This window comes from Pseudomonas savastanoi, from assembly GCF_020917325.1.
GTDB lineage: Bacteria > Pseudomonadota > Gammaproteobacteria > Pseudomonadales > Pseudomonadaceae > Aquipseudomonas > Aquipseudomonas amygdali.
In genome coordinates, this window is sequence record NZ_CP076652.1 from 4,572,290 (window position 1) to 4,597,000 (window position 24,711).

At 57.7% G+C, this 24,711-nt stretch carries 24 protein-coding genes; 16 read left to right on the forward strand and 8 right to left on the reverse strand.

What is annotated here, in order from left to right:
- Window positions 1–35: 35 nt before the first annotated feature.
- The 6 genes from KP808_RS19315 to pdeM all read left to right on the forward strand — a co-directional run bounded on the left by KP808_RS19315 (window position 36) and on the right by pdeM (window position 7,072).
- The gene (locus KP808_RS19315; protein WP_002554830.1) at window positions 36–764 is read left to right on the forward strand and encodes an ABC transporter permease; all 729 of its coding nucleotides are present in this window, start codon (window positions 36–38) and stop codon (window positions 762–764) included.
- Entirely contained in the window at window positions 761–1,471 is a 711-nt protein-coding gene (locus KP808_RS19320) for an ABC transporter permease (RefSeq protein ID WP_002554831.1), read from the forward strand. Before KP808_RS19315 ends, KP808_RS19320 begins: the two co-directional genes overlap by 4 nt.
- Window positions 1,472–1,483: 12 nt before the next feature.
- Window positions 1,484–2,602 carry a succinylglutamate desuccinylase/aspartoacylase family protein gene (locus tag KP808_RS19325; RefSeq protein ID WP_122258358.1) on the forward strand — a complete coding sequence of 373 codons (1,119 nt, stop codon included), beginning with the start codon at window positions 1,484–1,486 and terminating at the stop codon, window positions 2,600–2,602.
- Between the two features lie 9 nt (window positions 2,603–2,611).
- Window positions 2,612–3,376, forward strand: coding sequence for an ABC transporter ATP-binding protein (locus tag KP808_RS19330; RefSeq protein ID WP_002554833.1), 765 nt, complete (start codon window positions 2,612–2,614; stop codon window positions 3,374–3,376).
- Window positions 3,377–3,926: 550 nt separating this feature from the next.
- Window positions 3,927–6,419 (forward strand): ligase-associated DNA damage response DEXH box helicase, encoded by a 2,493-nt coding sequence (locus KP808_RS19335; protein ID WP_230016700.1) that lies wholly within the window; start codon window positions 3,927–3,929, stop codon window positions 6,417–6,419.
- A complete protein-coding gene (pdeM, locus tag KP808_RS19340; RefSeq protein WP_230016701.1) occupies window positions 6,416–7,072 on the forward strand; it encodes a ligase-associated DNA damage response endonuclease PdeM in 657 nt (218 codons plus the stop codon). Before KP808_RS19335 ends, pdeM begins: the two co-directional genes overlap by 4 nt.
- A gap of 66 nt (window positions 7,073–7,138) precedes the next feature.
- Here pdeM and KP808_RS19345 read toward each other — a convergent pair whose 3' ends face one another.
- Window positions 7,139–7,360, reverse strand: a complete 222-nt coding sequence (locus KP808_RS19345; protein WP_058401645.1) for a hypothetical protein — start codon at window positions 7,358–7,360, stop codon at window positions 7,139–7,141.
- Window positions 7,361–7,472: 112 nt separating this feature from the next.
- A complete protein-coding gene (gene dcd, locus KP808_RS19350) occupies window positions 7,473–8,039 on the reverse strand; it encodes a dCTP deaminase (RefSeq protein WP_002554836.1) in 567 nt (188 codons plus the stop codon).
- A 319-nt stretch (window positions 8,040–8,358) separates the two neighbouring features.
- Between dcd and KP808_RS19355 the strand changes: the two genes are divergently transcribed.
- Entirely contained in the window at window positions 8,359–8,568 is a 210-nt protein-coding gene (locus KP808_RS19355; RefSeq protein WP_002554837.1) for a cold-shock protein, read from the forward strand.
- A 150-nt stretch (window positions 8,569–8,718) separates the two neighbouring features.
- On the opposite strand, the gene apbC is transcribed toward KP808_RS19355, so the two are convergent.
- On the reverse strand, window positions 8,719–9,813 hold the full coding sequence (apbC, locus tag KP808_RS19360) for an iron-sulfur cluster carrier protein ApbC (RefSeq protein ID WP_004657466.1): 1,095 nt from the start codon (window positions 9,811–9,813) through the stop codon (window positions 8,719–8,721).
- 185 nt (window positions 9,814–9,998) lie between these two features.
- On the opposite strand from apbC, the gene metG reads away from it, so the two are divergent.
- From metG to KP808_RS19380, 4 genes are all read left to right on the forward strand, one after another.
- Window positions 9,999–12,047, forward strand: coding sequence for a methionine--tRNA ligase (gene metG, locus KP808_RS19365; RefSeq protein ID WP_058408363.1), 2,049 nt, complete (start codon window positions 9,999–10,001; stop codon window positions 12,045–12,047).
- A gap of 129 nt (window positions 12,048–12,176) precedes the next feature.
- The gene (gene rsxB / locus KP808_RS19370) at window positions 12,177–13,052 is read left to right on the forward strand and encodes an electron transport complex subunit RsxB (RefSeq protein ID WP_058408364.1); all 876 of its coding nucleotides are present in this window, start codon (window positions 12,177–12,179) and stop codon (window positions 13,050–13,052) included.
- Complete coding sequence (gene nth / locus KP808_RS19375) at window positions 13,049–13,687, forward strand: endonuclease III (RefSeq protein WP_002554841.1); 639 nt, start codon at window positions 13,049–13,051, stop codon at window positions 13,685–13,687. Before rsxB ends, nth begins: the two co-directional genes overlap by 4 nt.
- Window positions 13,688–13,793: 106 nt before the next feature.
- Window positions 13,794–13,976 (forward strand): PA3496 family putative envelope integrity protein, encoded by a 183-nt coding sequence (locus KP808_RS19380; protein ID WP_058401641.1) that lies wholly within the window; start codon window positions 13,794–13,796, stop codon window positions 13,974–13,976.
- 142 nt (window positions 13,977–14,118) lie between these two features.
- On the opposite strand, the gene KP808_RS19385 is transcribed toward KP808_RS19380, so the two are convergent.
- Window positions 14,119–14,745: a response regulator transcription factor gene (locus KP808_RS19385; RefSeq protein ID WP_002554843.1), complete on the reverse strand. Its 627-nt coding sequence runs from the start codon at window positions 14,743–14,745 to the stop codon at window positions 14,119–14,121.
- Window positions 14,746–15,887: 1,142 nt separating this feature from the next.
- Here KP808_RS19385 and KP808_RS19390 point away from each other — a divergent pair.
- Window positions 15,888–16,415, forward strand: a complete 528-nt coding sequence (locus KP808_RS19390) for a hypothetical protein (protein WP_063611886.1) — start codon at window positions 15,888–15,890, stop codon at window positions 16,413–16,415.
- A gap of 434 nt (window positions 16,416–16,849) precedes the next feature.
- Here KP808_RS19390 and KP808_RS19395 read toward each other — a convergent pair whose 3' ends face one another.
- Together KP808_RS19395 and KP808_RS19400 are read right to left on the reverse strand one after the other, a co-directional pair.
- Window positions 16,850–18,067: an argininosuccinate synthase gene (locus KP808_RS19395; protein WP_003412906.1), complete on the reverse strand. Its 1,218-nt coding sequence runs from the start codon at window positions 18,065–18,067 to the stop codon at window positions 16,850–16,852.
- Between the two features lie 120 nt (window positions 18,068–18,187).
- On the reverse strand, window positions 18,188–19,093 hold the full coding sequence (locus KP808_RS19400; protein ID WP_057455933.1) for a flagellar protein MotY: 906 nt from the start codon (window positions 19,091–19,093) through the stop codon (window positions 18,188–18,190).
- 149 nt (window positions 19,094–19,242) lie between these two features.
- Between KP808_RS19400 and pyrC the strand changes: the two genes are divergently transcribed.
- The 4 genes from pyrC to bfr all read left to right on the forward strand — a co-directional run bounded on the left by pyrC (window position 19,243) and on the right by bfr (window position 22,049).
- Window positions 19,243–20,286 carry a dihydroorotase gene (gene pyrC / locus KP808_RS19405; protein ID WP_230016702.1) on the forward strand — a complete coding sequence of 348 codons (1,044 nt, stop codon included), beginning with the start codon at window positions 19,243–19,245 and terminating at the stop codon, window positions 20,284–20,286.
- The gene (gene rnt / locus KP808_RS19410) at window positions 20,283–20,960 is read left to right on the forward strand and encodes a ribonuclease T (protein WP_003363600.1); all 678 of its coding nucleotides are present in this window, start codon (window positions 20,283–20,285) and stop codon (window positions 20,958–20,960) included. Before pyrC ends, rnt begins: the two co-directional genes overlap by 4 nt.
- A gap of 198 nt (window positions 20,961–21,158) precedes the next feature.
- A complete protein-coding gene (locus KP808_RS19415) occupies window positions 21,159–21,377 on the forward strand; it encodes a bacterioferritin-associated ferredoxin (RefSeq protein WP_002554850.1) in 219 nt (72 codons plus the stop codon).
- Between the two features lie 201 nt (window positions 21,378–21,578).
- A complete protein-coding gene (gene bfr / locus KP808_RS19420) occupies window positions 21,579–22,049 on the forward strand; it encodes a bacterioferritin (protein WP_002554851.1) in 471 nt (156 codons plus the stop codon).
- 128 nt (window positions 22,050–22,177) lie between these two features.
- Here the strand turns inward: bfr and grxD are convergent, their stop codons facing one another.
- Window positions 22,178–22,504 (reverse strand): Grx4 family monothiol glutaredoxin, encoded by a 327-nt coding sequence (grxD, locus tag KP808_RS19425; protein WP_002554852.1) that lies wholly within the window; start codon window positions 22,502–22,504, stop codon window positions 22,178–22,180.
- 88 nt (window positions 22,505–22,592) lie between these two features.
- Window positions 22,593–24,701: a molybdopterin oxidoreductase family protein gene (locus KP808_RS19430; RefSeq protein WP_058408366.1), complete on the reverse strand. Its 2,109-nt coding sequence runs from the start codon at window positions 24,699–24,701 to the stop codon at window positions 22,593–22,595.
- Between the last annotated feature and the right edge of the window lie 10 nt (window positions 24,702–24,711).

The window sequence follows — 24,711 nt, forward strand, 5'->3', positions numbered from 1 at the left end:
ATGGGCGTCTCTGTTTTTGAAAGCAAGGCCTACCCATGCTCGATGCACTCATGCAAAACCTGGGACTCTCGGCGTTCAGCCTGAAGGGCTTTGGCCCGCTGTTGCTGGAAGGCACCTGGATGACCATCAAACTGGCTGTGCTGTCCCTCGCGCTGAGCATTCTGCTCGGGCTGATCGGGGCAAGCGCCAAACTGTCGAGCTCGGCGCTGCTGCGCGTGCCGGCACAAATTTATACAACACTGATTCGCGGTATCCCGGATCTGGTGTTGATGCTGTTGATTTTCTACAGCCTGCAAACCTGGCTGACCATGCTCACCGACGCGATGGAATGGGAATACATCGAGATCAACCCGTTCGGCGCGGGTGTCATCACTCTGGGCTTCATTTATGGGGCATATTTCACCGAGACGTTTCGCGGTGCGATTCTGTCCGTGCCTCGCGGTCAGGTAGAAGCGGCAACCGCCTACGGCTTGAAGCGCGGCCAGCGATTTCGCTACGTTGTGTTCCCGCAAATGATGCGTTACGCACTGCCGGGGATCGGCAATAACTGGCAGGTGCTGCTCAAGGCCACCGCGCTGGTATCGATCATCGGCCTGGCTGATCTGGTCAAGGCCTCGCAGGACGCCGGCAAAAGTACCTATCAGTTGTTCTACTTTCTGGTGTTGGCGGCATTGATCTACCTGCTGATCACCAGCGCCTCGAACTTCGCCCTGCGTTGGGCTGAACGGCACTATGCCGCAGGCAGCCGGGAGGCACAGCGATGATCGAGTTGTTACAGGAATACTGGAAACCCTTCCTTTATACAGACGGCGTAAACATCACCGGGCTGGCCATGACCATGTGGCTGCTCAGCGCCTCTATCGCCATCGGCTTTTGCGTGTCGATCCCGCTGTCGATTGCACGGGTGTCGAAAAACCGCTGGGTACGCTGGCCGGTGCAGTTCTACACCTACCTGTTTCGCGGCACGCCCCTCTATATACAGTTGCTGATCTGCTACACCGGCATTTACAGCATTGCCGCGGTGCGTGAACAGCCGATGCTGGATGCGTTTTTTCGCGATGCGATGAACTGCACGATCCTGGCATTCACCCTGAACACCTGTGCCTACACCACAGAGATCTTTGCCGGTGCGATCCGCAGCATGGCCCACGGTGAAGTCGAAGCGGCCAAAGCCTATGGCCTGACCGGCTGGAAGCTTTATGCCTACGTGATCATGCCATCGGTGCTGCGCCGTTCGCTGCCGTACTACAGCAATGAAGTGATCCTGATGCTGCACTCGACCACGGTGGCCTTTACCGCCACGGTGCCAGACATCTTGAAAGTGGCGCGGGATGCCAATTCTGCGACCTTCATGACCTTCCAGTCCTTCGGTATCGCCGCCGTCATGTACCTGACCGTGACGTTCATTCTGGTCGGGCTGTTCCGCCTTGCCGAACGCCGCTGGCTGGCCTTTCTCGGCCCGGCCCACTAATCAGGACTGAACATGCGCCATCACACCCATGACTTGCTGTCGCCAGTGCCAGGCACTGCCCGGCAGGTCCACAGCTTTCACTACGGTCCGCAAAACGGGTCCGGCAAGGTTTATATCCAGGCTTCACTGCATGCGGACGAACTGCCGGGCATGCTGGTTGCCTGGTATCTGAAGCAGCGTCTGGCCGAACTGGAAAGTGCTGGTCGCCTGCTGGGTGAAGTCGTCGTAGTGCCGGTCGCCAACCCGATTGGTCTGGAACAGGTCCTGATGGACACACCTTTGGGCCGCTACGAGCTGGAAAGCGGCCAGAATTTCAATCGCTGGTTCAGCGACCTTGGCGCGCAGGTCGGCGATGATATCGAAGCCCGGCTGACTGCCGATGCAGAGCACAACGTCGCACTGGTGCGGGACAGCCTGAGAGCGGCGCTGGATGCCGTACCCGCAACCACCCAATTGCAATCGCTGCGCCTGACCCTGCAGCGCCTGGCTTGCGATGCCAGCATGGTGCTGGACCTGCACTGTGATTTCGAATCGGTCGAGCACCTGTACACCACGCCCGAAGCCTGGCCGAAAGTCGAGCCGCTGTCGCGCTACCTGGGTGCACAAGCCAGCCTGCTGGCGACCGACTCGGGTGGTCAGTCGTTCGACGAATGCTTCACGCTGGTCTGGTGGCAATTGCAGCAACGCTTCGGTGAGCGCTTTCCAATTCCCATGGGCAGCTTCTCGGTGACGCTGGAGCTGCGCGGGCAAGGCGATGTAAACCATGCCCTCGCCAGCCGTGACTGTCAGGCCATCATTCATTACCTGATCGACGCGGGCATCATCGACGGCGAACTCCAGCCTCTGCCCGAACTGCTCTACCCCGCGACGCCATTGGCAGCGGTCGAACCGGTGACCACGCCGGTCGGCGGCCTGCTGGTGTTCTGCGCGATGCCCGGCGAACACGTCGAGGCTGGCCAACTGATTGCCGAGGTCATCGACCCGATCAGCGATACCGTGGCCTGCATCCATGCCATGAACGCGGGCCTGCTGTATGCGCGCTCGCTGCGCCGCATGGCGACTGCCGGCATGGTCATTGCGCACATCGCCGGCACCCAGGCCTATCGCAGCGGCTATCTACTTTCTCCTTGAGGACCTGTCATGTACAAACTGACCATCGATGGCCTGCACAAAAGCTATGGCGACAACAAAGTGCTCAAAGGCGTATCGCTCAAGGCCAGCAGCGGTGACGTGATCTGCCTGATCGGCGCCAGTGGCTCCGGCAAGAGCACCTTTCTGCGCTGCATCAACTTTCTCGAACAGCCCAATGACGGGGCAATGAGCCTGGACGGCAAGCAAGTACGCATGGTCAGCGACAAGGACGGCATGCGCGTTGCCGACGCGGATGAACTGCAGCGCATCCGCACGCGGCTGGCGATGGTGTTTCAGCACTTCAACCTGTGGGCGCACATGACCGTGCTGGAAAACATCACCATGGCTCCACGCCGCGTACTGGGCGTGCCCAAGGCCGAAGCCGAGGCCCGCGCGCGTAAGTACCTGGAGAAGGTCGGGCTGCCGGAGCGCGTCGCCGATCAGTACCCGGCGTTCCTGTCGGGCGGCCAGCAACAGCGCGTGGCCATTGCCCGTGCGCTGGCAATGGAGCCGGAAATCATGCTGTTCGACGAACCTACCTCGGCACTGGACCCGGAACTGGTCGGTGAAGTGCTGAAGGTCATTCAGGGCTTGGCCGAGGAAGGCCGGACCATGATTCTGGTGACACACGAGATGGGCTTTGCGCGCAAGGTTGCGAGCCAGGTGGTGTTCCTGCACCAAGGCCAGATCGAAGAATCCGGCCACCCGGACGAGGTGCTCAACAATCCGAAAAGCGAGCGCTTACAGCAGTTTTTGAGTGGCAATCTGAAGTAGCGCTTTTTGTGTATGAAGCCGGAAACGCGTGGTAACCGGAACTGAAATATCCACGACTATCGCCCCCACTCCAGCGTGGGGATGCAGTGCTCGACGCTCTGCGTCGCACGATAGTTGAGATTATCGTTCCGCACGCTCCAGCGTGGGAATGCAGGTCTCGACGCTCTGCGTCGCAAGGAGGACGCGGAGCGTCCGGAAAGGCATGCGACGCGGAGCGACGCACGATATTGAGATCATCGTTCCGCACGCTCCAGCGTGGGAATGCAGGTCTCGACGCTCTGCGTCGCCAGGAGGACGCGGAGCGTCCGGAAAGGCATGCGACGCGGAGCGGCGCACGATATTGAGATCATCGTTCCGCACGCTCCAGCGTGGGAATGCAGGTCTCGACGCTCTGCGTCGCCATGAGGACGCAGAGCGTCCGGAAACGCATGCGAGGCGCAGCGCCGCACGATCGTTGAGATTCCGCATGCTCCAGCCATATAACCATTTAAAACTATTACCCTTTCTTCGCTGTCTCTGACTTAACACCACTCAGAGCACACGCAAACGGATGAGCAGACCCACCGATTTCGCTCGACGATGGTTTCTCGCCCGAGGCTGGAAGCCGTTCGCTTTTCAAAAGGAGGTCTGGGCGGCGGTGAAGATGGGTGAGTCCGGCCTGCTGCATGCCAGTACCGGCTCAGGCAAGACTTATGCAGTCTGGTTTGCCGCGCTCAACCGCTTTGCCAAAGCCAATACGCTTACCGCTGACAACAAACCTCGTAAACGCAAACCGCCCGCTGAACCGCTGAGTGTGCTGTGGATCACGCCCATGCGCGCCTTGGCCGCCGATACCGCCAGAGCCCTTGAAGCACCATTGGCCGAGCTGGATATTCCGTGGTCGGTGGGCTTGCGCACCGGCGATACCAGCGGCAGCGAACGCGCCCGGCAGAGCCGGCGGCTGCCCTCTGCCCTGATCACCACCCCTGAAAGCCTGACGCTGCTGCTGACTCGTGCCGATGCCCAGGTCGCCTTGTCGACGCTGAAAATGGTGGTGGTGGATGAATGGCACGAACTGATCGGCAACAAGCGCGGCGTGCAGCTGCAATTGGCACTGGCGCGCCTGCGGCGATGGAATCCGCAACTGATCGTGTGGGGCATTTCGGCAACGCTGGGCAATCAGGAGCATGCGCAGCACGTACTGATCGGCGACGGCGGCGTGACCGTGCAAGGCAAGATCGTCAAGGATTTACAGGTCGATACGCTGTTGCCGTCCTCCATCGAACGCTTCCCGTGGGCCGGACATATGGGCCTGCGCATGCTGCCGCAAGTGGTCGCCGAGGTGGACAGCAGCGCCAGTTGCCTGGTGTTCACCAATACAAGGGCGCAATCGGAAATCTGGTATCAGGCGCTACTCGAAGCGCGCCCGGACTGGGCCGGATTGATTGCCCTGCACCACGGATCGCTGGCCCGCGAAGTCCGTGACTGGGTCGAACGCGCGCTGAAAGAAGGCGCGCTCAAGGCCGTGGTGTGTACATCGAGCCTGGATCTGGGCGTGGACTTTCTGCCGGTCGAGCGCGTGTTGCAAATCGGCTCGCCTAAAGGTGTCGCACGGCTGATGCAGCGTGCCGGACGCTCAGGCCACGCGCCGGGTCGCCCTTCGCGTGTCACGCTGGTGCCGACCCACAGCCTGGAACTGGTCGAAGCTGCTGCCGCTCATGACGCCGTCGCCGCGCGGATGATCGAGCCGCGCGAATCACCACAGCAGCCGCTGGACGTTCTGGTCCAGCATCTGGTCAGCATCGCGCTGGGCGGTGGCTTCATGCCCGATGAGCTGTTGACCGAAGTGCGCAGCGCCTGGGCCTACCGCGACCTCAGCGACGAGAAATGGCAATGGGCGCTGGCCTTTGTGCGCAACGGCGGCCACTCACTGACCGCCTACCCCGATTACCGCCGCGCCGAACCGGATGAACAGGGTGTCTGGCGTGTTCCCGATGCGCGTCTCGCCAGGCGCCACCGCATGAGCGTCGGCACCATCGTCAGCGAAGCCACCGTTAACCTGAAGTACTGGAAAAAAGGCGGCGGTGGCGGCTCGCTGGGCAGCGTTGAAGAAGGTTTCATCGCCCGGCTCAAACCTGGTGACGGCTTTCTGTTCGGTGGGCGCCTGCTGGAGCTGGTCCGGGTGGAAAACATGACCGCCTACGTCAAGCGGGCTACGGGCAAGAAAGCCGCCGTGCCACGCTGGAACGGTGGTCGAATGCCACTTTCCAGCGAACTGGCGGACGCCGTGGTGGAGAAGTTCGATGCGGCGGCACGGGGTGAATTCACCAGCCCGGAAATGCAAGCCATCAAACCCTTGCTGGAAGTGCAGCAACAATGGTCCGGGCTACCGCAACGCCACACGCTGCTGGCTGAAACCCTTAAATCCCGTGAAGGCTGGCACCTGTTTCTCTACCCGTTCGCCGGTCGGCACGTGCATTTGGGGCTGGGTAGTCTGCTGGCCTGGCGTCTGAGCCAGCATCGACCGTTGACCTTTTCCATCGCCGTCAACGACTACGGGCTGGAACTGCTCAGCGCCAGCGAGATTGACTGGGCCCAGGCATTGCAGGCTGACCTTTTCAGCGAGACCGATCTTTTGGCCGACATTATTGCCAGTCTGAATGCGGGCGAACTGGCGCTGCGACGCTTTCGCGAAATTGCCCGCATCTCGGGACTGGTGTTTTCCGGCTACCCGGGTGCGGCGAAAAGCAATCGACAACTTCAGGCATCGAGCGGGTTGTTCTTTGAGGTATTCAAGCAATACGACGCTGACAACATGCTGCTGACCCAGGCCGAACAGGAAGTGCTACGCCAGGAGCTGGATCTGCAGCGTCTGGAGCTGACATTGCGCCAGATCAACAGTCGCAGGCTGGACCTGCATGCGATAAAGCGCGCGACCCCGTTGGCTTTTCCTCTACTGGTAGAGCGCTTCCGCGAAAGTCTCAGTTCGGAAAAACTCGCTGACCGCATTGCGCGCATGGTCCGCGACCTGGAGAAAGCCGCAGGTCCGGAGCATGAGCAATGAAGCCGTACGTCGCGATAACACTGGCGGGAGAAGAGCTGTGGCTGCTGGCCGACAAGGCCATCTACTACCCCGCAGAACGATCCTTGCTGATTGCCGATGCGCACTTTGGCAAGGCAGCGGCCTACCGCAAGCTGGGTCAACCAGTGCCACACGGCACCACTCAAGCCAATCTGCGACGACTGGACAGCCTGCTCGATGCGTATGCCTGCGATCATCTGATCTTTCTGGGCGACTTTCTGCACGCGCCGGAATCACACGCAGCGGGCACGCTCGCGGCACTGGAACAATGGCGGGGCGAACACCCGGCGTTGCGCATCACCCTGATCCGCGGTAACCATGACAAACGGGCGGGCGACCCGCCCGCCTATCTGGGCATAGATGTAGTTCCCGAACCCCTGACGCTGGGGCCCTTTGCCTTGCAACACGAGCCTGACCCACACCCGCAATTGCACGTACTGGCCGGGCATGTTCACCCGGTTTACCGGCTGCATGGGCGTGGCAGGCAAAGCTTGCGACTCGCGTGCTTCTACCTGGGCCAACGCGTCAGCCTGCTGCCAGCGTTCGGTGAGTTTACGGGTGGGTTTCAGATTCGTCCGGCGCAGGAGTGCTCAGTCTATGTGACAGGCGGCGATGCGGTATGGCGAGTAGTGTAGCGTCGCTCTCAGCCATATAAGACAAGAGTCCCCTGCCCCTCACAAGGAGAAGCAGGGAACCGGTAATCAGGCAACCGGAGCAGGTGGCGGCTCGTCAGGAACGGTAGGTCCACCTGGCTCAGTGGGCTCCGGAAAAGGAGTATCTGGCCCTGGATCACCCGGAATGCCACCACCGACCACATTCAGCTCGGGAAGCAGGTCTGAATGAGCCATCAATGACCAGGCCAGCAGCCCGATCTCGTTAAGCGGAGATTCAACCTGTTCAGAGATTTTGAAAGTAGTCTTCATAGGGCACTCCAGATCAAAGGCCGTCGCACATATCGATTATGCGAAAGCATGTGAGCAGATAGAGTGCGAAATAGAGTATTAATTCAATTCCACTAATCACCTGACCGGCAAATCAGGTGCGAGGCAGGGTGACGCCGCGCTGGCCCTGGTATTTGCCGCCTCGATCCTTGTAGGACACTTCACATTCCTCATCGGACTCAAGGAACAGCATCTGCGCCACGCCTTCATTGGCGTAGATCTTGGCCGGCAATGTCGTGGTGTTGGAGAACTCCAGCGTCACATGGCCTTCCCACTCTGGTTCAAGCGGCGTGACGTTGACGATAATGCCGCAGCGCGCGTAGGTGCTTTTGCCCAGGCAGATGGTCAGAACGTTCCGCGGAATGCGGAAGTATTCGACGGTGCGTGCCAGTGCGAACGAGTTGGGGGGAATGATGCACACGTCGCTCTTGATATCGACGAAGCTTTTTTCATCAAAGTTTTTCGGATCGACCGTGGCCGAATTGATGTTGGTAAACACCTTGAATTCGTCGGCGCAACGCACGTCGTAGCCGTAGCTGGACACGCCGAAGGAGATCACCCTGTCAGCCCCTTCACCACGTACCTGGCGCTCGACGAAGGGCTCGATCATCCCGTGTTCCTGCGCCATGCGGCGAATCCACTTGTCCGATTTGATGCTCATGGCGGTGTCCTGAATAGCGAGGTAAAAAAGATATCCGGCATCTTACCGGGCCGGGGCCGACGGTTCAAAGGCAACCGGTAGCGAGTTTGCGTGACAGGCCGGGCTCTTTCACTGCGAATGGAAATAATCATCAACAGACCATTGGCACGTTCGGAAAAAAGGGTTAAGGTGGCGTCACTGTGTTGCTTGTGTCACTGAGAATCTCTACACGATGTTGAATTTCGATCCAACCATCTCCATGAATTTTCCAGCTCTTTGCACTCAGTCTCGGCCAGGGCTCTTCCTACGCCGCAGTTAACTTTGTCCAAGGAGATATACTATGTCCAATCGCCAAACTGGTACCGTTAAGTGGTTCAACGATGAAAAAGGCTTCGGCTTCATCACTCCACAATCCGGTGACGACCTGTTCGTGCACTTCAAAGCTATCCAATCCGACGGCTTCAAAAGCCTGAAAGAAGGCCAACAGGTTTCTTTCATCGCTACCCGCGGTCAGAAAGGCATGCAAGCTGAAGAAGTTCAAGTTATCTAACTTGTACTGATTCGCTTAAAAACCCCGCCCTTAAAAGCGGGGTTTTTTATTGCCTGTCGTTTGAGCATTTGCTTACCCATCAAGCCACGCATAAGCCTGACCGAGAGACGTCAATTGGCTGCGCCTCCCCGCCAGAGCACCACTACAGAATCAATCGTCGCTGACAGAAATGGTCGGCATCGCCGGGCTTGCAGCTTCCTGCAAGACGATTCGTGCGCCCACGTGACGTGCCAGCTCCTGATACACCATCGCAATCTGACTTTCAGGCTCGGCAATAGCGGTAGGCTTGCCGCCATCTGCCTGCTCGCGAATCAGCATCGACAACGGCAGTGATGCCAGCAACTCGACATTGTACTGCGACGCCAGCTTCTCGCCCCCGCCCTCACCAAACAGATGCTCGGCATGGCCGCAGTTGGAGCAGATGTGCACCGCCATGTTTTCCACGACACCCAGCACCGGGATGTTGACCTTACGGAACATCTCGACACCCTTCTTCGCATCCAGCAAGGCCAGATCCTGAGGCGTAGTGACAATCACGGCACCGGCAACCGGGACCTTCTGCGCCAGCGTCAACTGGATATCGCCTGTGCCGGGCGGCATGTCGATAACCAGATAGTCCAGATCATTCCAGGCAGTCTGGGTGACCAGTTGCAGCAACGCCCCTGACACCATTGGCCCGCGCCAGACCATAGGCGTGTTGTCATCGGTCAGAAACGCCATCGACATCACGTCAATGCCATGAGCCTGGACCGGTACGAACCACTTCTGGTCCTTGATCTTCGGCCGCGTGCCCTCGGCAATACCGAACATCACACCCTGACTCGGCCCATAGATATCTGCATCGAGGATACCGACCCGTGCGCCCTCGCGAGACAGTGCCAGTGCCAGATTGGCCGCCGTTGTGGACTTGCCGACACCGCCCTTGCCCGACGCGACAGCCACGATGTTTTTCACATTGGCCAGACCGGGGATCTGACTCTGCGCCTTGTGCGCGCTGATCACGCTTTTAATGGCAACCGTGGCCGAGCTGACGCCGTCCAGGTTCTCGATGGCGGTTTTCAGCACTTGCGCCCAGCCGTTCCTGAACAGGTCGGCGGCATAGCCCAGTTCGAGTTGCACGCTTACCTGTGCACCCTGGATATCGATGGACCGCACGCAACCGGCACTGACCGGGTCCTGATTCAGATAAGGGTCGGTGTACTGGCGAAGAATCGTCTCCACCGCTGCGCGATTGACTGCGCTCATGGGCTTACTCCGTAAAAGACTGAGTGAAACAGCCGGCTATCGTACCTGTTCTGTCCGTAGCCGACATGATTTCACTGAACCCCGCCCAACCGTTCAGGAGCATTCGCGCAACCGAGCGGGGTGAAAAAAATCGCTCAGACCTTTATAGTGGCCGGTCTCCGTTTCACTTCAAGTAGCCGAGCCCCATGTCCGAGCCACGCAAGATTCTCGTTACCAGCGCCCTGCCCTATGCCAATGGCTCCATCCACCTTGGCCACATGCTCGAGTACATCCAGACCGACATGTGGGTGCGCTTTCAGAAGCACCGCGGCAACCAATGCATTTATGTCTGCGCGGACGACGCTCACGGTTCGGCAATCATGCTGCGCGCTGAAAAAGAAGGCATTACGCCAGAACAGCTCATCGACAACGTCAAAGCCGAACACAGCGCCGACTTCGCCGACTTCCTGGTGGATTTCGATAATTTCCACTCGACGCACTCGGACGAAAACCGCGAACTGTCGAGCATGATCTACACGCGTCTGCGCGACGCAGGTCATATAGCAACCCGTTCGGTGACCCAGTATTTCGACCCGGAAAAGAAAATGTTCCTGGCCGACCGCTTCATCAAAGGCACCTGCCCGAAATGTGCGGCTGAAGATCAGTACGGCGACAACTGTGAAAAGTGCGGCGCAACCTATGCCCCGACCGACCTGAAAAACCCCAAGTCGGCAATTTCCGGGGCCACGCCGGTACTCAAGGACTCGAAGCACTTCTTCTTCGACCTGCCTGCATTCGACACGATGCTCAAAAGCTGGACGCGCAGCGGAACCCTGCAGGACGCCGTCGCCAACAAGATCGCCGAATGGCTGGACAGCGGCCTGCAGCAGTGGGACATCTCCCGCGATGCGCCGTATTTCGGCTTTGAAATTCCCGACGAGCCGGGCAAATACTTCTACGTATGGCTGGATGCACCGATCGGCTACATGGCCAGCTTCAAGAACCTGTGTGCACGTCGTCCGGACCTGGACTTCGACGCGTACTGGGGCAAGGGTGCGACCACCGAGCTCTATCACTTCATCGGCAAGGACATCGTCAATTTCCACGCACTGTTCTGGCCAGCCATGCTGGAAGGTGCGGCCTTGCGCACACCGACCGGCATCAACGTACACGGCTACCTGACCGTCAATGGTCAGAAGATGTCGAAATCGCGCGGCACCTTTATCAAGGCGCGCACCTACCTCGACCACCTGCCACCCGAGTACCTGCGCTATTACTACGCGTCGAAACTGGGTCGTGGCGTCGACGACCTGGATTTGAACCTCGAAGACTTCGTGCAAAAGGTCAACTCTGACCTGATCGGCAAGGTCGTGAACATCGCCAGCCGTTGTGCCGGGTTCATCCACAAAGGCAACGCCGGTGTAATGGTCGAGGCCAATGCGGCTTCCGAATTGACCGATGCGTTCCTCGCGGCAGCCCCAAGCATTGCCGACGCCTACGAAGCCCGCGACTTCGCACGCGCCATGCGCGAAACCATGGCTCTGGCGGATCGTGCCAATGCCTATATCGCGGAAAAAGCGCCGTGGGCGCTGGCCAAACAGGAAGGTAAACAGGATGAGGTCCAGGCGGTCTGTGCGTTGGGTATAAACCTGTTCCGCCAGCTGGTCATTTTCCTCAAACCGGTATTGCCGAATCTGGCCGCCGACGCAGAGAAATTTCTCAACGTCGAGCCGCTGACCTGGGAAGACCACAAGACCTTGCTGGGCAATCATCAGCTCAATCCGTTCTCGGCCCTGATGACCCGCATAGATCCACTCAAGGTAGAAGCCATGGCTGCTGCTTCCAAGGAAGACCTGACCGCTACCGACACTACCGCGAGCAGTGCGCCTGCCGGTAATGGTGAACTCGCCAAAGACCCGCTGTCGGCGGAAATCGACTTTGATGCTTTTGCCGCTGTAGACCTGCGCGTTGCCCTGATTCTCAAGGCCGAACATGTGGAGGGTGCCGACAAGTTGCTGCGCCTGACTCTGGACATCGGCGATGAGCAACGTAATGTCTTTTCCGGCATCAAAAGCGCCTATCCGAACCCGTCCGAACTCGAAGGCCGTCTGACCATGATGATCGCCAACCTCAAGCCACGAAAAATGCGTTTCGGCATTTCGGAAGGCATGGTGATGGCGGCAGGCCCTGGCGGCGAGGAGATCTATCTGCTGAGCCCGGACAGTGGTGCAAAACCCGGCCAGCGCATCAAGTAAACCCAGACAAGGCCCGGTATCCAGCCATCAGGCGGATACCGGGCCTTTGCGCATTCGCAAACCTCCCGATCTGTCCGATAATGCTGCACCCTGGATAGACAGAACACCTGTTGGTCACCTGGCAAGATCATGACTGAATTGATTCGCCTGCTTCCCGGCGTGGACCTCATCCGCAGTATCGACGCCCTTCTGCCGCAGACTCAGTGCGGCAAGTGCGGCCATCCCGGCTGCAAGCCCTACGCCGAAGGCATCGCTGGCGGTGAAGCCATCAACAAATGCCCGCCGGGCGGGGACGAAACAATAGCCCAACTGGCAGAGCTGTTGGGTGTTCCGGCTCTGCGGCTGGATATGGAACGCGGTGCAGCCCCTGCGCAGGTTGCGTTCATTCGCGAAGCAGAGTGCATCGGTTGTACCAAATGCATTCAGGCCTGCCCCGTAGATGCCATTCTCGGCGCATCCAAGCTGATGCACACCGTGATTATCGATGAATGCACAGGCTGCGATCTGTGCGTTGCGCCATGCCCGGTGGACTGCATTGAAATGCATCCGCTGCCACTGGCAACGGTCACGCCCATCGTGGGTGGTCTGGCCCCTACACCCGAGCTGCAGGAGGCGCGGCAGCGCAAGCGTAGCCATGCCCGGAAGCGTTTCGAAGCACGAAATGCGCGCCTGCACCGTGAACAGCAAAAACGGCTGGCAGAGCGCCTTGCGCGGTCGCAACGCATTGAATCCGCTCGTGACGTGCTGCCTCATTCCGCCGTTGCACTCGCCCGAAACGACAAACCTGCCGGACCGGATGAAGCGGTGAAAAGAGCCCGTATTGCCGTGGCCATGAGCCGCGCGCAGCTCAACAAGTCGCTCAAGGCCTTCGGCCATCCACCGATTGCCGAGCAGGCCGCCAGGCTCGTGGAGTTGCAGCGCGAATACGAAGCCGCCGAGCAAACACTTGCAGCACTTCTGCCGCCTCCCGCACAGGCTAATTCCGAGGAAAAGCTCCGTCCATGAATGCCGCAAAACGCCAGGAAATCTTTCGCAGGCTGCATGAGGACAATCCGGACCCTAAAACCGAACTGGCCTACACCACGCCTTTTGAGCTGTTGATCGCCGTCATCCTTTCTGCCCAGGCCACTGACGTGAGCGTCAACAAGGCCACGGCGAAGCTGTACCCGGTTGCCAATACGCCACAAGCCATATATGACCTGGGCGTCGAGGGGCTGTCCGAGTACATCAAGACAATTGGCCTCTACAACAGCAAAGCCAAAAACGTAATTGAAACCTGCCGGATGCTGGTGGAGTTGCATAACAGCGAAGTGCCGCAGACCCGAGAAGCACTCGAGGCATTACCGGGCGTAGGACGCAAGACTGCCAATGTCGTGCTCAACACCGCTTTCCGTCAGGTCGCGATGGCTGTAGACACTCACATCTTTCGCGTCAGCAACCGTACGGGCATCGCGCCAGGGAAAAATGTGGTGGAGGTGGAGAAGCAATTGATGAAATTTGTGCCAAAGAACTATCTGCTCGATGCGCACCACTGGCTGATCCTGCACGGACGCTACGTTTGTCAGGCACGCAAGCCGCGATGCGGCAGTTGCCGCATAGAAGACCTGTGCGATTACAAGGAAAAAACGTCCGACGATTGAGCCAGACAGCTGGTTGCTATCCTGTCGATTGAAAAAATCTTTTTTACCCGCTTGTGGATTGTCGATATAAGAGGCGCCAGAGAGCCCAAGCCCTGGAGTCGACTTCATGAGCACTGACAACGAGCAACTGGACGTGGACGATGACCTTGTTTCCGTCGAAACGGATGAAACCGAAACAGCGACTGTTGAGCCGGCAAAGACCAATCTGAGCAAACGACGCACCATCGACAACCTGCTTGAAGAGCGGCGCTTGCAGAAACAGCTGGCCGACTACGATTTCGACTTCTAGACAAGCGCAAAAAACCTCGCACCGGCTTCCTGCCACCTACCGTTCCATTCAGGCATTTGAAGCCTCTCACAGAAGAGGCTTCAATACGTGAGTGGCTGCTCTTCACCCGCTCCACATACGTGGGCGTCAGGCACGCGGTTATTCAGACCAGCCCGTTACGCTGGGCGAGCTCGATCAGATCGACCAGTGAATGCGCGTTGAGCTTGAGCAACAAACGCGTTTTATAGGTACTGACGGTTTTGTTGCTCAGAAACATACCGTCTGCAATTTCCTTGTTGGTCTTGCCTCTGGCCAGTTGTTGCAGAACCATCATCTCCCTGCCGGAAAGTCGGTCAACCATGTCCGACTCGCTCGCGTTGCCCATACTGGAACGAACCGTGTGCAACGCCTGATTGGGAAAGTAGCTGTACCCCGAGAGTACCGCCTTGATAGCGCTGAGCAGCTCGGTCAGGTCCTGTTGCTTGCAGACATATCCGGCGGCCCCTGCCTGCATGCAGCGCATGGAAAAGTGGCCGGGTGCCTGAGACGTCAGAATCAGGACCTTGAACGGCAATGTCATGGCTGACAGGCGGGCAATAACTTCCAGCCCGTCGAGCTTGGGGATACCAATATCAAGAATGACGATATCAGGAAGGTGCTCACGAGCCAGTTGCAGCGCATCCACACCGTTGTCAGTCTCCGCAATGACCTCATAGCCATGACGCTCCATCAGCATGCGTACAGCAAGGCGAATGACGGGATGATCATCCACGATCAGCACTTTATTCATGGGCAGTCCATTTTTCGCTATTCGAATTTTCAGAGCCAGCACAATAACTTAGTCGTTTACTGCTTTGCATGGCGCTCACCCTTGTGGACTGACAGCCAAAGACCATTCCTACAATTACAGCAGAAACTTCCTACAAAACTCGGCAGGAACGTACATTTTTTATTAATTTTCACAGAGCCTTCCTTTTCGGAATCTGGTGATTTTTTATTGCTGGCGGCTACGGCATAAGCATCACAGCGCCAGTAAGTAAATGCATGCAGCAAACCCAGCCAAACTTTTACGTTCAAAAATGACCTTGCTGCATCTGTTAAAAGTATCGCCACACTGTTTTTGCGTTAGCGTCAGAACACGCCGGGCACATGGCTTATCGCCAGCAAAAACAGCCGGAAAACTGTAGAGGCCTTGCATCCGGATGCCCTACCCGAAACCCCATGATGGAAAATCAGTGAATACACACCACGCATTACATACGCAAACGGGGATTAAAAATTACACATCGATTCCGGAATTTCGTACAAATATTTATTTAAGGACGCTCCTTACAGGCATGAAGGAAAGTTCCTACAACCGAAGCGCACAACGTAAACGCGGCGTGCCAATTGAACCATTGCCGACAAACGCCAAATAATGATAGTCCATCCCCCTTGCATTGTCGCAAGATCTTACACACACCATAGCATAACCCTACATCATTCAAGACCATAAGCAGCTCTTTCGACAAGTAGCAAATACCATTTTCTATTTCAAATCCAGACACAGGGAATCGAATAGGAAACGTACTACAAAACTCACGGACGCAACATTACAGCACGTAAGACTTTATAAAGAGCGACAAATCAATTCTGGCGGCACACCATTTTTCACTTGCAAATTTTATTACCAGTCGTTACTTTTTTAACAGAGACTTTATTACTTACTGCCATTAACCATGTGCAGCCCTATGAAACACTATCATTGGGTCATACACGTTTGCAGTTCATGAGCGGCGCGTTTACACGCACTTGGTGTATCACGCGAACCGGCTGAATTCAGGTGTTGCGTACACGGCTCATCAGGCGACACTGCCGCGTGACAAACTCTGAGTGCCTGGCAACTCTTTTGAATGGGCCCTGTGTATAACCATGTTCAAAAAGGGATACACCATGAATACTAGATACGCGCGCACGCGCTCATCAATACCCACCGCTTCCGAGTTAATCACCGCTGTGGAAAACTTTGTTGCCAAAGGCGGTATTATTGCAGTCATACCCGATGGAGAGATGGCAGGCGCATCAAACCCGTCCTCGACCGATATAGCGCCAACCCTGCCAGACGGACCTGAACACGCAGGCAAGCTGGAACAACTCAAATACCTGGCCGCCAAGGGCGCAGGCTTTACAGCGCTGCAATATTCATTACGCATGAATAAAAAAGACGTTCGCCAACTGGCTACCGAAAACGGTGTGACGATCACTGTCAGTCAGCCCATGCTCACCACCCGCAGGGAGGCCCGTCATGACGCTACGGATATCGACGACGTGGTGGCCGGCCACGCCATGCATTACTCGGCGCTGGGCTATACCGCAGCCGAGATTGCCCAGGTACTGGACCTGAGCCTTCGCCAGGTATGGAATATCGGCAAGGCCTATCGATTCGAGTTCAAGCAGCAACGCGAGAGCGACACGACCTGAAGCCCGACTCTAAAACAGGTATCGAGTGCACAAGTTTCGACTGCCACGCAGAAAGCACCAGGCACCCTGCTTTTAACTTCGACAGCCACTGTAGGAAAAAACCAAAAGCAGACCTGCACTTTTCGCCATGAACGGTAAGAACGAATTTAATGAGTACATGCGCGGCGATACATAATCGCCTGCACCCGGCGAACTGCTGCTTACATGACTTGCCGATGGAAATACTCTGTCAATATCAAACGAGTACTGCGACGCCGAAAACACACTGAGCGTCCGGCAGGACGGTCTAGAAACACTCATGAACAATGAGCAACTTGTCAGAGAGCCTGAATTCGAGAAATGGCTACAGACGTTGACGCTTTAAAGGCGTGACGGGGAACCTGGATTTAAAGTGCAGCCCTGCAAGGGCTGCACTCATCGAACAACCAGCAGTATCAGAACAGCTTACGGCCTTTATTCGCAGCAATACGCATACGCAAGGCATTGAGCTTGATGAAGCCTGCCGCATCGGCCTGATCATAGGCACCTGCGTCATCTTCGAAGGTAGCGATATTGGCATCGAACAACGAATCGTCCGACTTGCGACCGGTAACAATCACATTGCCTTTATAAAGCTTCAGACGTACAACACCGTTCACATGGGCCTGAGACGCGTCGATCATCTGCTGCAGCATCAGACGCTCCGGGCTCCACCAGTAACCTGTGTAGATCAGGCTGGCGTATTTGGCCATCAGTTCGTCCTTGAGGTGGGCGACTTCACGGTCCAGAGTGATCGATTCGATGGCGCGGTGAGCACGCAGCATGATGGTGCCGCCCGGCGTCTCGTAGCAGCCACGGGACTTCATGCCCACGTAACGGTTTTCAACGATGTCCAGACGTCCGATGCCGTTTTCGCCACCGATGCGGTTCAGGGTCGCCAACACAGTGGCAGGCGTCATCTCAACGCCGTCCAGCGCAACGATGTCGCCATTGCGGTAGGTCAGCTCCAGATAAGTTGCAACGTTCGGCGCGTCCTCAGGAGACTTGGTCCAGCGCCACATGTCTTCTTCGTGCTCGGTCCAGGTGTCTTCCAGCACACCGCCCTCATAGGAGATGTGCAGCAGGTTGGCATCCATCGAGTACGGGGATTTCTTCTTGCCGTGGCGCTCGATCGGAATGTTGTGCTTCTCGGCGTAGTCCATCAGCTTTTCACGAGAGAGCAGGTCCCATTCACGCCACGGAGCAATCACTTTGACACCTGGCTTGAGCGCATAGGCGCCCAGCTCGAAACGCACCTGATCGTTGCCTTTACCGGTGGCACCATGGGAAATGGCATCAGCGCCGGTTTCGTTGGCGATCTCGATCAGGCGCTTGGCGATCAGCGGGCGAGCGATGGAAGTGCCCAGCAGGTACTCGCCTTCATAGACGGTGTTGGCACGGAACATCGGGAACACGAAATCACGCACGAACTCTTCGCGCAGGTCATCGATGTAGATTTCTTTCACGCCCATGGCCTGAGCCTTGGCGCGTGCCGGCTCGACTTCTTCACCCTGACCCAGGTCAGCGGTAAAGGTCACCACTTCGCAGTTGTACGTATCTTGCAGCCACTTGAGGATTACCGAAGTATCCAGGCCACCGGAATACGCGAGAACTACCTTGTTTACGTCCGCCATGCCATCACTCCACCGGGTTGTACGGAAAACCGCTGATTCTACCGTTCAAACCAGCAAATTTACAGGGGCGCGACAGCTTGTGACGACAAGGCGACGTTTGGCAGGAGCCTTATGCAGCCATCAGGACGTGTGCGCTGCACTGACCGCAGAGGCTACCGGCACCGGACGCTCATCGGGCGCAACACGCTCCAGATGCACGTTCACGCGGCGGTTGCGCGCACGATTGGCCTCATTGGTGTTGGGCACCAGCGGGTAGCGTTCGCCATGAAAGCGCAGGGTGATTTGCTGCTCGGGGATGCCCTGAGCCTTGAAGTAGTCCATGACCGCCAGCGCACGGCGGCGGGAAAGGTCGCGGTTGGTGAGCCGATTGCCACTGTTGTCCGAATGGCCGTCAAGCTCGATACGGTTAACCGTCGGGTCGGCCTTCAAATAAGCCACCATGTTGTCCAGACGCGCCTTGGCATGGGCATCCAGTTCAATACCGCCACCGGGAAATCCTACTTCAGCCTGTTTGACCTGATCGAAGTTCATCGGCAGAAGTTTGGCTGTGCACGCCTGGTAATCACTGAACGCCTTGCTGAACTTGACCGGCAGCAGGCGCACTTCCATCTGGCCACCGTCACGGGTGTAGTGACGGATAAGCGGGCTGCGACCGTCCATCAGACCACTGATCAGACGCCCGGCCTGTGCCTGGGAAGTATTGAAGGGTATGTCGCCATTGCTGACGCGCACCGACCCCAGATTGATATCACCACGCCCCGGCTGCCACGGTGCGGCGGCGGCCAGCAGCGTTGCGGAACCGTTGCCCAGCATGTTGTAGGAAGCCTTGAGGCGAAACGTCGCCTGCTCACCGGCACGGCGCACGAACTCACCGGCACCGAAGTCGGTGATCGGCTGAGTCAGGCGGCATTCGAACTGATCGCCTTCGACCTTCCACTCGATGCTCTCCAGACGAGTCTGGAAACTGATAGCCATCGCCGGGAGGCTGGCAAACATGCTGAGCAGGGCTAAATATCGCTGGCGCACGGGAGGCTCCACTGGAAATAAACGCGAAACAAAAAATGACTGACTGACAAGGGGGCTATCGGTAACTTCGTGCAAAACTTGATAGCGGATGCCTGAGAGAGTCTTTTCCGGTAGCATTCCCAGCGAGTTTGACCCGCCTGGAATCCCCAATGTCTGACCGCCTGACCCTCCTGCGTCCCGACGACTGGCACATTCACCTCCGTGACGGAGCTGTCTTGTCTCATACCGTTGCTGACGTAGCGCGAACTTTTGGCCGCGCAATCATCATGCCCAACCTCGTGCCTCCGGTGCGCAACGCGCAGCAAGCCGATGCCTATCGTCAGCGCATTCTGGCTGCACGCCCGGCCGGCAGCCGCTTCGAGCCGTTGATGGTGCTGTACCTCACCGACCAGACCACGCCCGACGACATCCGTACCGCCAAGGCCAGTGGCTTCGTGCACGCCGCCAAGCTGTATCCGGCCGGCGCGACCACCAACTCCGATTCCGGTGTCACCAGCATCGACAAGATCTTCCCTGCCCTCGAAGCCATGGCCGAAGTCGGCATGCTCCTGCTGGTACACGGGGAAGTGACGCGCGGCGAGATCGACGTGTTCGACCGCGAAAAGGTCTTCATCGATGAGCACCTGCGTCGTGTAGTCGAACGCTTCCCGACCCTGAAAGTGGTGTTTGAACACATCACCACCGGTGAAGCGGTGCAGTTCGTCAATGAAGCATCAGCCAATGTCGCGGCGACCATCACCGCACATCACCTGCTGTACAACCGCAATCACATGCTGGTTGGCGGCATTCGCCCGCACTTCTATTGCCTGCCGATTCTCAAGCGCAATACGCACCAGACGTCCCTGCTCGACGCCGCCACCAGTGGCAGCGGCAAGTTCTTCCTGGGCACCGACTCGGCACCGCACGCCCAACACGCCAAGGAAAACGCTTGCGGTTGCGCCGGTTGCTACACCGCCTACGCGGCCATCGAATTGTATGCAGAAGCTTTCGAGCAGCGTAATGCTCTGGACAAGCTGGAGGGCTTTGCCAGTCTTCACGGTCCGGAGTTCTACGGCCTGCCCGCCAATCAGGACACCATCACGCTGGTGCGTGACGAGTGGACCGCCCCTGCCAGCCTGCCGTTTGGCGAGTTGAACGTTATCCCGCTGCGCGCTGGTGAAAAACTGCGCTGGCGTCTGGAGGAACACGCGTGAGTGAAGATCATTTTGACGACGAACACGAAGGCCACGGCGGTGGCGGCGGTTCTCGTCACCCGATGGCAGCACGCTTTCGCGGCTACCTGCCCGTGGTCGTCGACGTAGAAACCGGCGGTTTCAACTCAGCCACCGACGCACTGCTGGAAATTGCTGCCGTGACCATCGGCATGGATGAAAAAGGCTTCGTGTTCCCGGAACACACCTATTTCTTCCGCGTCGAGCCGTTCGAAGGCGCCAATATCGAAGCCGCTGCTCTGGAGTTTACCGGGATCAAGCTGGATCACCCGTTGCGCATGGCGGTCAGCGAAGAAACCGCAATGAACGACATCTTCCGCGGCGTGCGCAAGGCACTCAAGGCCAATGGCTGCAAACGCGCCGTACTTGTCGGCCACAACGCCAGCTTCGACCTCGGCTTCGTCAATGCCGCTGTCGCGCGAATGGACATGAAGCGCAACCCGTTTCACCCGTTCTCAAGCTTCGACACCGCTACCCTCGCAGGCCTGGCTTACGGTCAGACCGTGCTGGCCAAGGCCTGCCAGGCTGCCGGAATCGACTTCGACGGCCGCGAAGCCCACTCGGCTCGCTACGACACCGAGAAGACTGCAGAGCTGTTCTGCGGCATCGTCAACCGCTGGAAGGAAATGGGCGGCTGGGAAGACTTCGACGACTAACGTCGGCACGGCAGTGAACGGACCGGCTTCTCGCCGGTTTTTTCATGCCTGTCTGGAACGGGATATATGGATACGCTGACTCTGAAAACAACCACTCATCGTTCTACCTGAATCGAACCCAAAACAGTTTTGACAAGCATTCTCATTAACATTAAGCTCCTCGGCACCAAGCAATAAACCAGCGACGGTCAATAGCTTATGTATGTTTGTCTTTGCCAAGGTGTCACAGACGGTCAAATCCGGGATGCAATTCTGGAAGGCTGCTGCAGTTATCGTGAAGTCCGTGAAACGCTGGGTGTTGCGAGTAAATGCGGAAAATGCGCCTGCCTTGCGAAGGAAGTGGTGCGTGACACGCTGACAGAACTGCAAACCACTCAGGCATCGCTGGCCTATCCAGCAGAATTTTCAGCCGCCTGAATACCCCTCTTTTAAAGAACCGGGCACCCTGCCCGGTTTTTTTATGCCTGTAATTCAAGCGCTTAGCGTCAAGATGCGGAACTCAAACATTCTTATTCCTATTTAAATTCACTTATTATTCAACAACTTAGGTTTGACAGGCGTTTAAGCGCGGCTCACACTCGGCGCTTATATACACAAGCCACCGGCAGGACCTCGAACATGAAAGGCGACATTACAGTCATCCAGCATCTCAACAAGATCCTCGGAAACGAGCTGGTCGCCATCAATCAGTATTTCCTGCATGCGCGCATGTATGAAGACTGGGGTCTGAAAAAGCTCGGCGGCCATGAGTACAAAGAATCCATCCATGCGATGAAGTATGCCGACAAGCTGATCAAGCGCACGCTGTTCCTTGAAGGGCTGCCAAACCTGCAGGATCTGGGCAAGATCCTGATTGGCGAGCACACCAAGGAAATGCTGGAGTGCGACCTGAAGATCGAGCAGAAAGGCCTGGCTGATCTGAAAGCGGCCATCGCTCACTTCGAAACGGTAGGTGACTTCGGCAGCCGTGAACTGCTGGAAGACATCCTCGAGCCCAAGGAAGAGCAAATCGACTGGCTCGAAACCCAGCTGGGTCTGATCGTCAAGGTCGGTATCGAGAACTACCTGCAGTCGCAGATGGGCGACTGATTCACCGGTTGCGCTGCAATGAAAAAGCCCGCCTCAATCGAGAGCGGGCTTTTTCTTGTGCGTAAAACCATGCTTGGGCGCAGGGCACGATAATCTCGACTATCGTGCCCACGATGCAGCGCAAGGCTTTACTCGGCTTTGGCGGCCGATGCTTCCTTGACCAGAGTTTGCAGCGAACCATCAGCCATCATTTCGGTGATGATGTCGCTACCGCCGACCAGTTCACCAGCCACCCACAGTTGCGGGAAAGTCGGCCAGTTGGCGTACTTTGGCAGGTTGGCGCGAATTTCAGGGTTTTGCAGAATGTCGACGTAGGCAAATTTTTCGCCACACGCCATCAATGCCTGGGAAGCCTTGGCCGAAAAGCCGCATTGAGGGGCATTCGGAGCGCCTTTCATGTAAAGCAGAATGGTGTTGTTTGCAATCTGCTCTTTGATCGTTTCGATGATATCCATGGAGCACCTCGGCTGAAATATCCGACTCAGTTGTCGGCACGGTGGCGCATTGTAACGAAATCCCGAGCATGACGCTCTGTCTTGAGCCTTAACAGGCAGCCACCTGTACCGGCACACCGTTCAACGCCGCATTGCCGGAGAGTACGTCAAGTTGCCGTTCGTCGGTCAGGTCATTGGCGCTCACCCCTGGCTGACTCCGGGCGATATCCATTTTCACCCCGGTACGCGAATGTCCCCAGCCATGCGGCAGGCTGACCACCCCGGGCATCATGTCGAGACTGCCCAGCACCTGCACCTCGATCGTCCCGACCCGAGAGCTGATCCGCACCTGCTGGCCATCGCTCAAACCACGACAGGCAAGATCGTCAGGGTGCATCAGCAATTGATGCCGGGGCTTGCCTTTTACCAGCCGGTGATAGTTGTGCATCCACGAATTATTGCTGCGCACGTGCCGACGACCAATCAGCAACAACGCTGCGGAATCGGGAGCGGGGTCGGCCGCGAAGCGCGCCAGATCGGCCATGATGACCTCTGGGGCCGCCTGAATCCGCCTATTGGCGGTTTTCAGGCGCTCGGTGAGGTTAGGCTTCAACGCGCCCAGATCAAGCCCATGCGGGTGGCTGGCCAGCGTTTCCAGTGACAATTTGTGCGGCGATGCATCGCCATAGAAGCCTGCGCGCAACCCGCGATCGATCATCTGCGCGGGTGGCAGGGTCGGTTTGAGTTCCCGCTGCGCCCTGGCTGCAAATGATCTGGCCAGACCGACAAAGATCTCCCAGTCATGCAGCGCACCTGCGGGCTTGTCGAAAATGGCCTGATTGAAGCGAGTGACGTTGCGCACTGCCAAGGTATTGAAGGTGGTGTCGTAGTGATCGTTTTCCAACGCCGAGGTGGACGGCAGGATCAAGTCGGCGTGGCGGGTAGTTTCGTTGATATAAAGATCAATGCTGAGCATGAACTCCAGACCTTCGAGCGCCTGTTCCAACTGACGGCCGTTGGGGGTGGACAGAACCGGATTACCCGCGACAGTCACCAGTGCGCGAACCTGCCCCTCTCCTTCCACGAGCATTTCCTCGGCCAGCGCTGACACCGGTAATTCGCCGCCGTACTCAGGCAGGCCGGACACCCGGCTTTGCCATAGATTGAAATGGCCGCCCGAAGTCGAACTGACGAGATCAACTGCGGGTTCCGTACACAGCGTTCCGCCCACGCGATCCAGGTTGCCGGTCACCAGATTGATCAGTTGCGCCAGCCAATGACACAACGTGCCGAAGGTCTGGGTCGACACCCCCATTCGGCCATAACAGACCGCCTTGTCAGCGGCCGCGAAATCCCGCGCCAGTTGCCGGATCTGCTCGGCAGCAATGCCGCAGCGTGGGCTCATGGCCTCGGCAGTGAAGCCGGAAATGGCGTGGCGAACCTGCTCCAGGCCGTCGACGGGCAAATGGCTCTCGCGGGTCAGCCCCTCCTCGAACAGCGTATTAAGCAGCCCGAACAGCAACGCCGCATCACCGCCCGGACGTACGAACAGATGCTGGTCAGCGATGGCAGCCGTCTCACTGCGGCGAGGGTCAATGACCACCAGTTTGCCGCCGCGCTGCTGGATCGCTTTCAGACGCTTTTCGACATCCGGCACGCTCATGATGCTGCCATTGGACGCCAACGGATTACCGCCGAGAATCAGCATGAAGTCGGTGTGATCGATATCCGGAATCGGCAACAGCATGCCGTGGCCATACATCAGAAAACTGGTGAGGTGATGCGGCAACTGATCAACCGAGGTCGCCGAGAAGCGATTACGAGTCTTGAGCAGCCCGAGAAAATAATTGCTGTGGGTCATCAGCCCATAGTTGTGCACGCTGGGGTTGCCCTGATAAACCGCTACCGCGTTCTGCCCATGGCGCTGCTGAATGGCGTAAAGCCGCTCTGCCACCAGATCGAACGCGGCCTGCCAGGCGATCGGTCGCCATTGGTCACCGGTGCGCAGCATCGGCTGACGCAGGCGGTCGGGGTCGTTCTGGATGTCTTGCAGCGCAACAGCCTTGGGGCAGATGTGGCCACGGCTGAAAGTGTCCAGCGGGTCACCCTTTATCGAGGTGATGCGCGGGGCAGAATCCGGCTCGGTAACGGTCTCGATGGCAAGACCGCAAATGGCCTCACACAGGTGGCAGGCGCGGTAGTGTTCAGTCCGGGTCATCACAGCCTCA

What these genes read in the sequence shown, in the direction of transcription:
- KP808_RS19325 (WP_122258358.1), top strand. Translation starts at nt 1,484, where the DNA reads ATGCGCCATCACACCCATGACTTGCTGTCGCCAGTGCCAGGCACTGCC.
- KP808_RS19380 (WP_058401641.1), top strand. Translation starts at nt 13,794, where the DNA reads ATGAGCACTGACAACGAGCAACTGGACGTGGACGATGACCTTGTTTCC.
- KP808_RS19330 (WP_002554833.1), top strand. Translation starts at nt 2,612, where the DNA reads ATGTACAAACTGACCATCGATGGCCTGCACAAAAGCTATGGCGACAAC.
- KP808_RS19345 (WP_058401645.1), bottom strand. Translation starts at nt 7,360, where the DNA reads ATGAAGACTACTTTCAAAATCTCTGAACAGGTTGAATCTCCGCTTAAC.
- KP808_RS19415 (WP_002554850.1), top strand. Translation starts at nt 21,159, where the DNA reads ATGTATGTTTGTCTTTGCCAAGGTGTCACAGACGGTCAAATCCGGGAT.
- KP808_RS19390 (WP_063611886.1), top strand. Translation starts at nt 15,888, where the DNA reads ATGAATACTAGATACGCGCGCACGCGCTCATCAATACCCACCGCTTCC.
- KP808_RS19315 (WP_002554830.1), top strand. Translation starts at nt 36, where the DNA reads ATGCTCGATGCACTCATGCAAAACCTGGGACTCTCGGCGTTCAGCCTG.
- metG (WP_058408363.1), top strand. Translation starts at nt 9,999, where the DNA reads ATGTCCGAGCCACGCAAGATTCTCGTTACCAGCGCCCTGCCCTATGCC.
- grxD (WP_002554852.1), bottom strand. Translation starts at nt 22,504, where the DNA reads ATGGATATCATCGAAACGATCAAAGAGCAGATTGCAAACAACACCATT.
- KP808_RS19430 (WP_058408366.1), bottom strand. Translation starts at nt 24,701, where the DNA reads ATGACCCGGACTGAACACTACCGCGCCTGCCACCTGTGTGAGGCCATT.
- bfr (WP_002554851.1), top strand. Translation starts at nt 21,579, where the DNA reads ATGAAAGGCGACATTACAGTCATCCAGCATCTCAACAAGATCCTCGGA.
- KP808_RS19355 (WP_002554837.1), top strand. Translation starts at nt 8,359, where the DNA reads ATGTCCAATCGCCAAACTGGTACCGTTAAGTGGTTCAACGATGAAAAA.
- pyrC (WP_230016702.1), top strand. Translation starts at nt 19,243, where the DNA reads ATGTCTGACCGCCTGACCCTCCTGCGTCCCGACGACTGGCACATTCAC.
- dcd (WP_002554836.1), bottom strand. Translation starts at nt 8,039, where the DNA reads ATGAGCATCAAATCGGACAAGTGGATTCGCCGCATGGCGCAGGAACAC.
- KP808_RS19385 (WP_002554843.1), bottom strand. Translation starts at nt 14,745, where the DNA reads ATGAATAAAGTGCTGATCGTGGATGATCATCCCGTCATTCGCCTTGCT.
- KP808_RS19335 (WP_230016700.1), top strand. Translation starts at nt 3,927, where the DNA reads ATGAGCAGACCCACCGATTTCGCTCGACGATGGTTTCTCGCCCGAGGC.
- rsxB (WP_058408364.1), top strand. Translation starts at nt 12,177, where the DNA reads ATGACTGAATTGATTCGCCTGCTTCCCGGCGTGGACCTCATCCGCAGT.
- nth (WP_002554841.1), top strand. Translation starts at nt 13,049, where the DNA reads ATGAATGCCGCAAAACGCCAGGAAATCTTTCGCAGGCTGCATGAGGAC.
- KP808_RS19320 (WP_002554831.1), top strand. Translation starts at nt 761, where the DNA reads ATGATCGAGTTGTTACAGGAATACTGGAAACCCTTCCTTTATACAGAC.
- KP808_RS19395 (WP_003412906.1), bottom strand. Translation starts at nt 18,067, where the DNA reads ATGGCGGACGTAAACAAGGTAGTTCTCGCGTATTCCGGTGGCCTGGAT.
- apbC (WP_004657466.1), bottom strand. Translation starts at nt 9,813, where the DNA reads ATGAGCGCAGTCAATCGCGCAGCGGTGGAGACGATTCTTCGCCAGTAC.
- pdeM (WP_230016701.1), top strand. Translation starts at nt 6,416, where the DNA reads ATGAAGCCGTACGTCGCGATAACACTGGCGGGAGAAGAGCTGTGGCTG.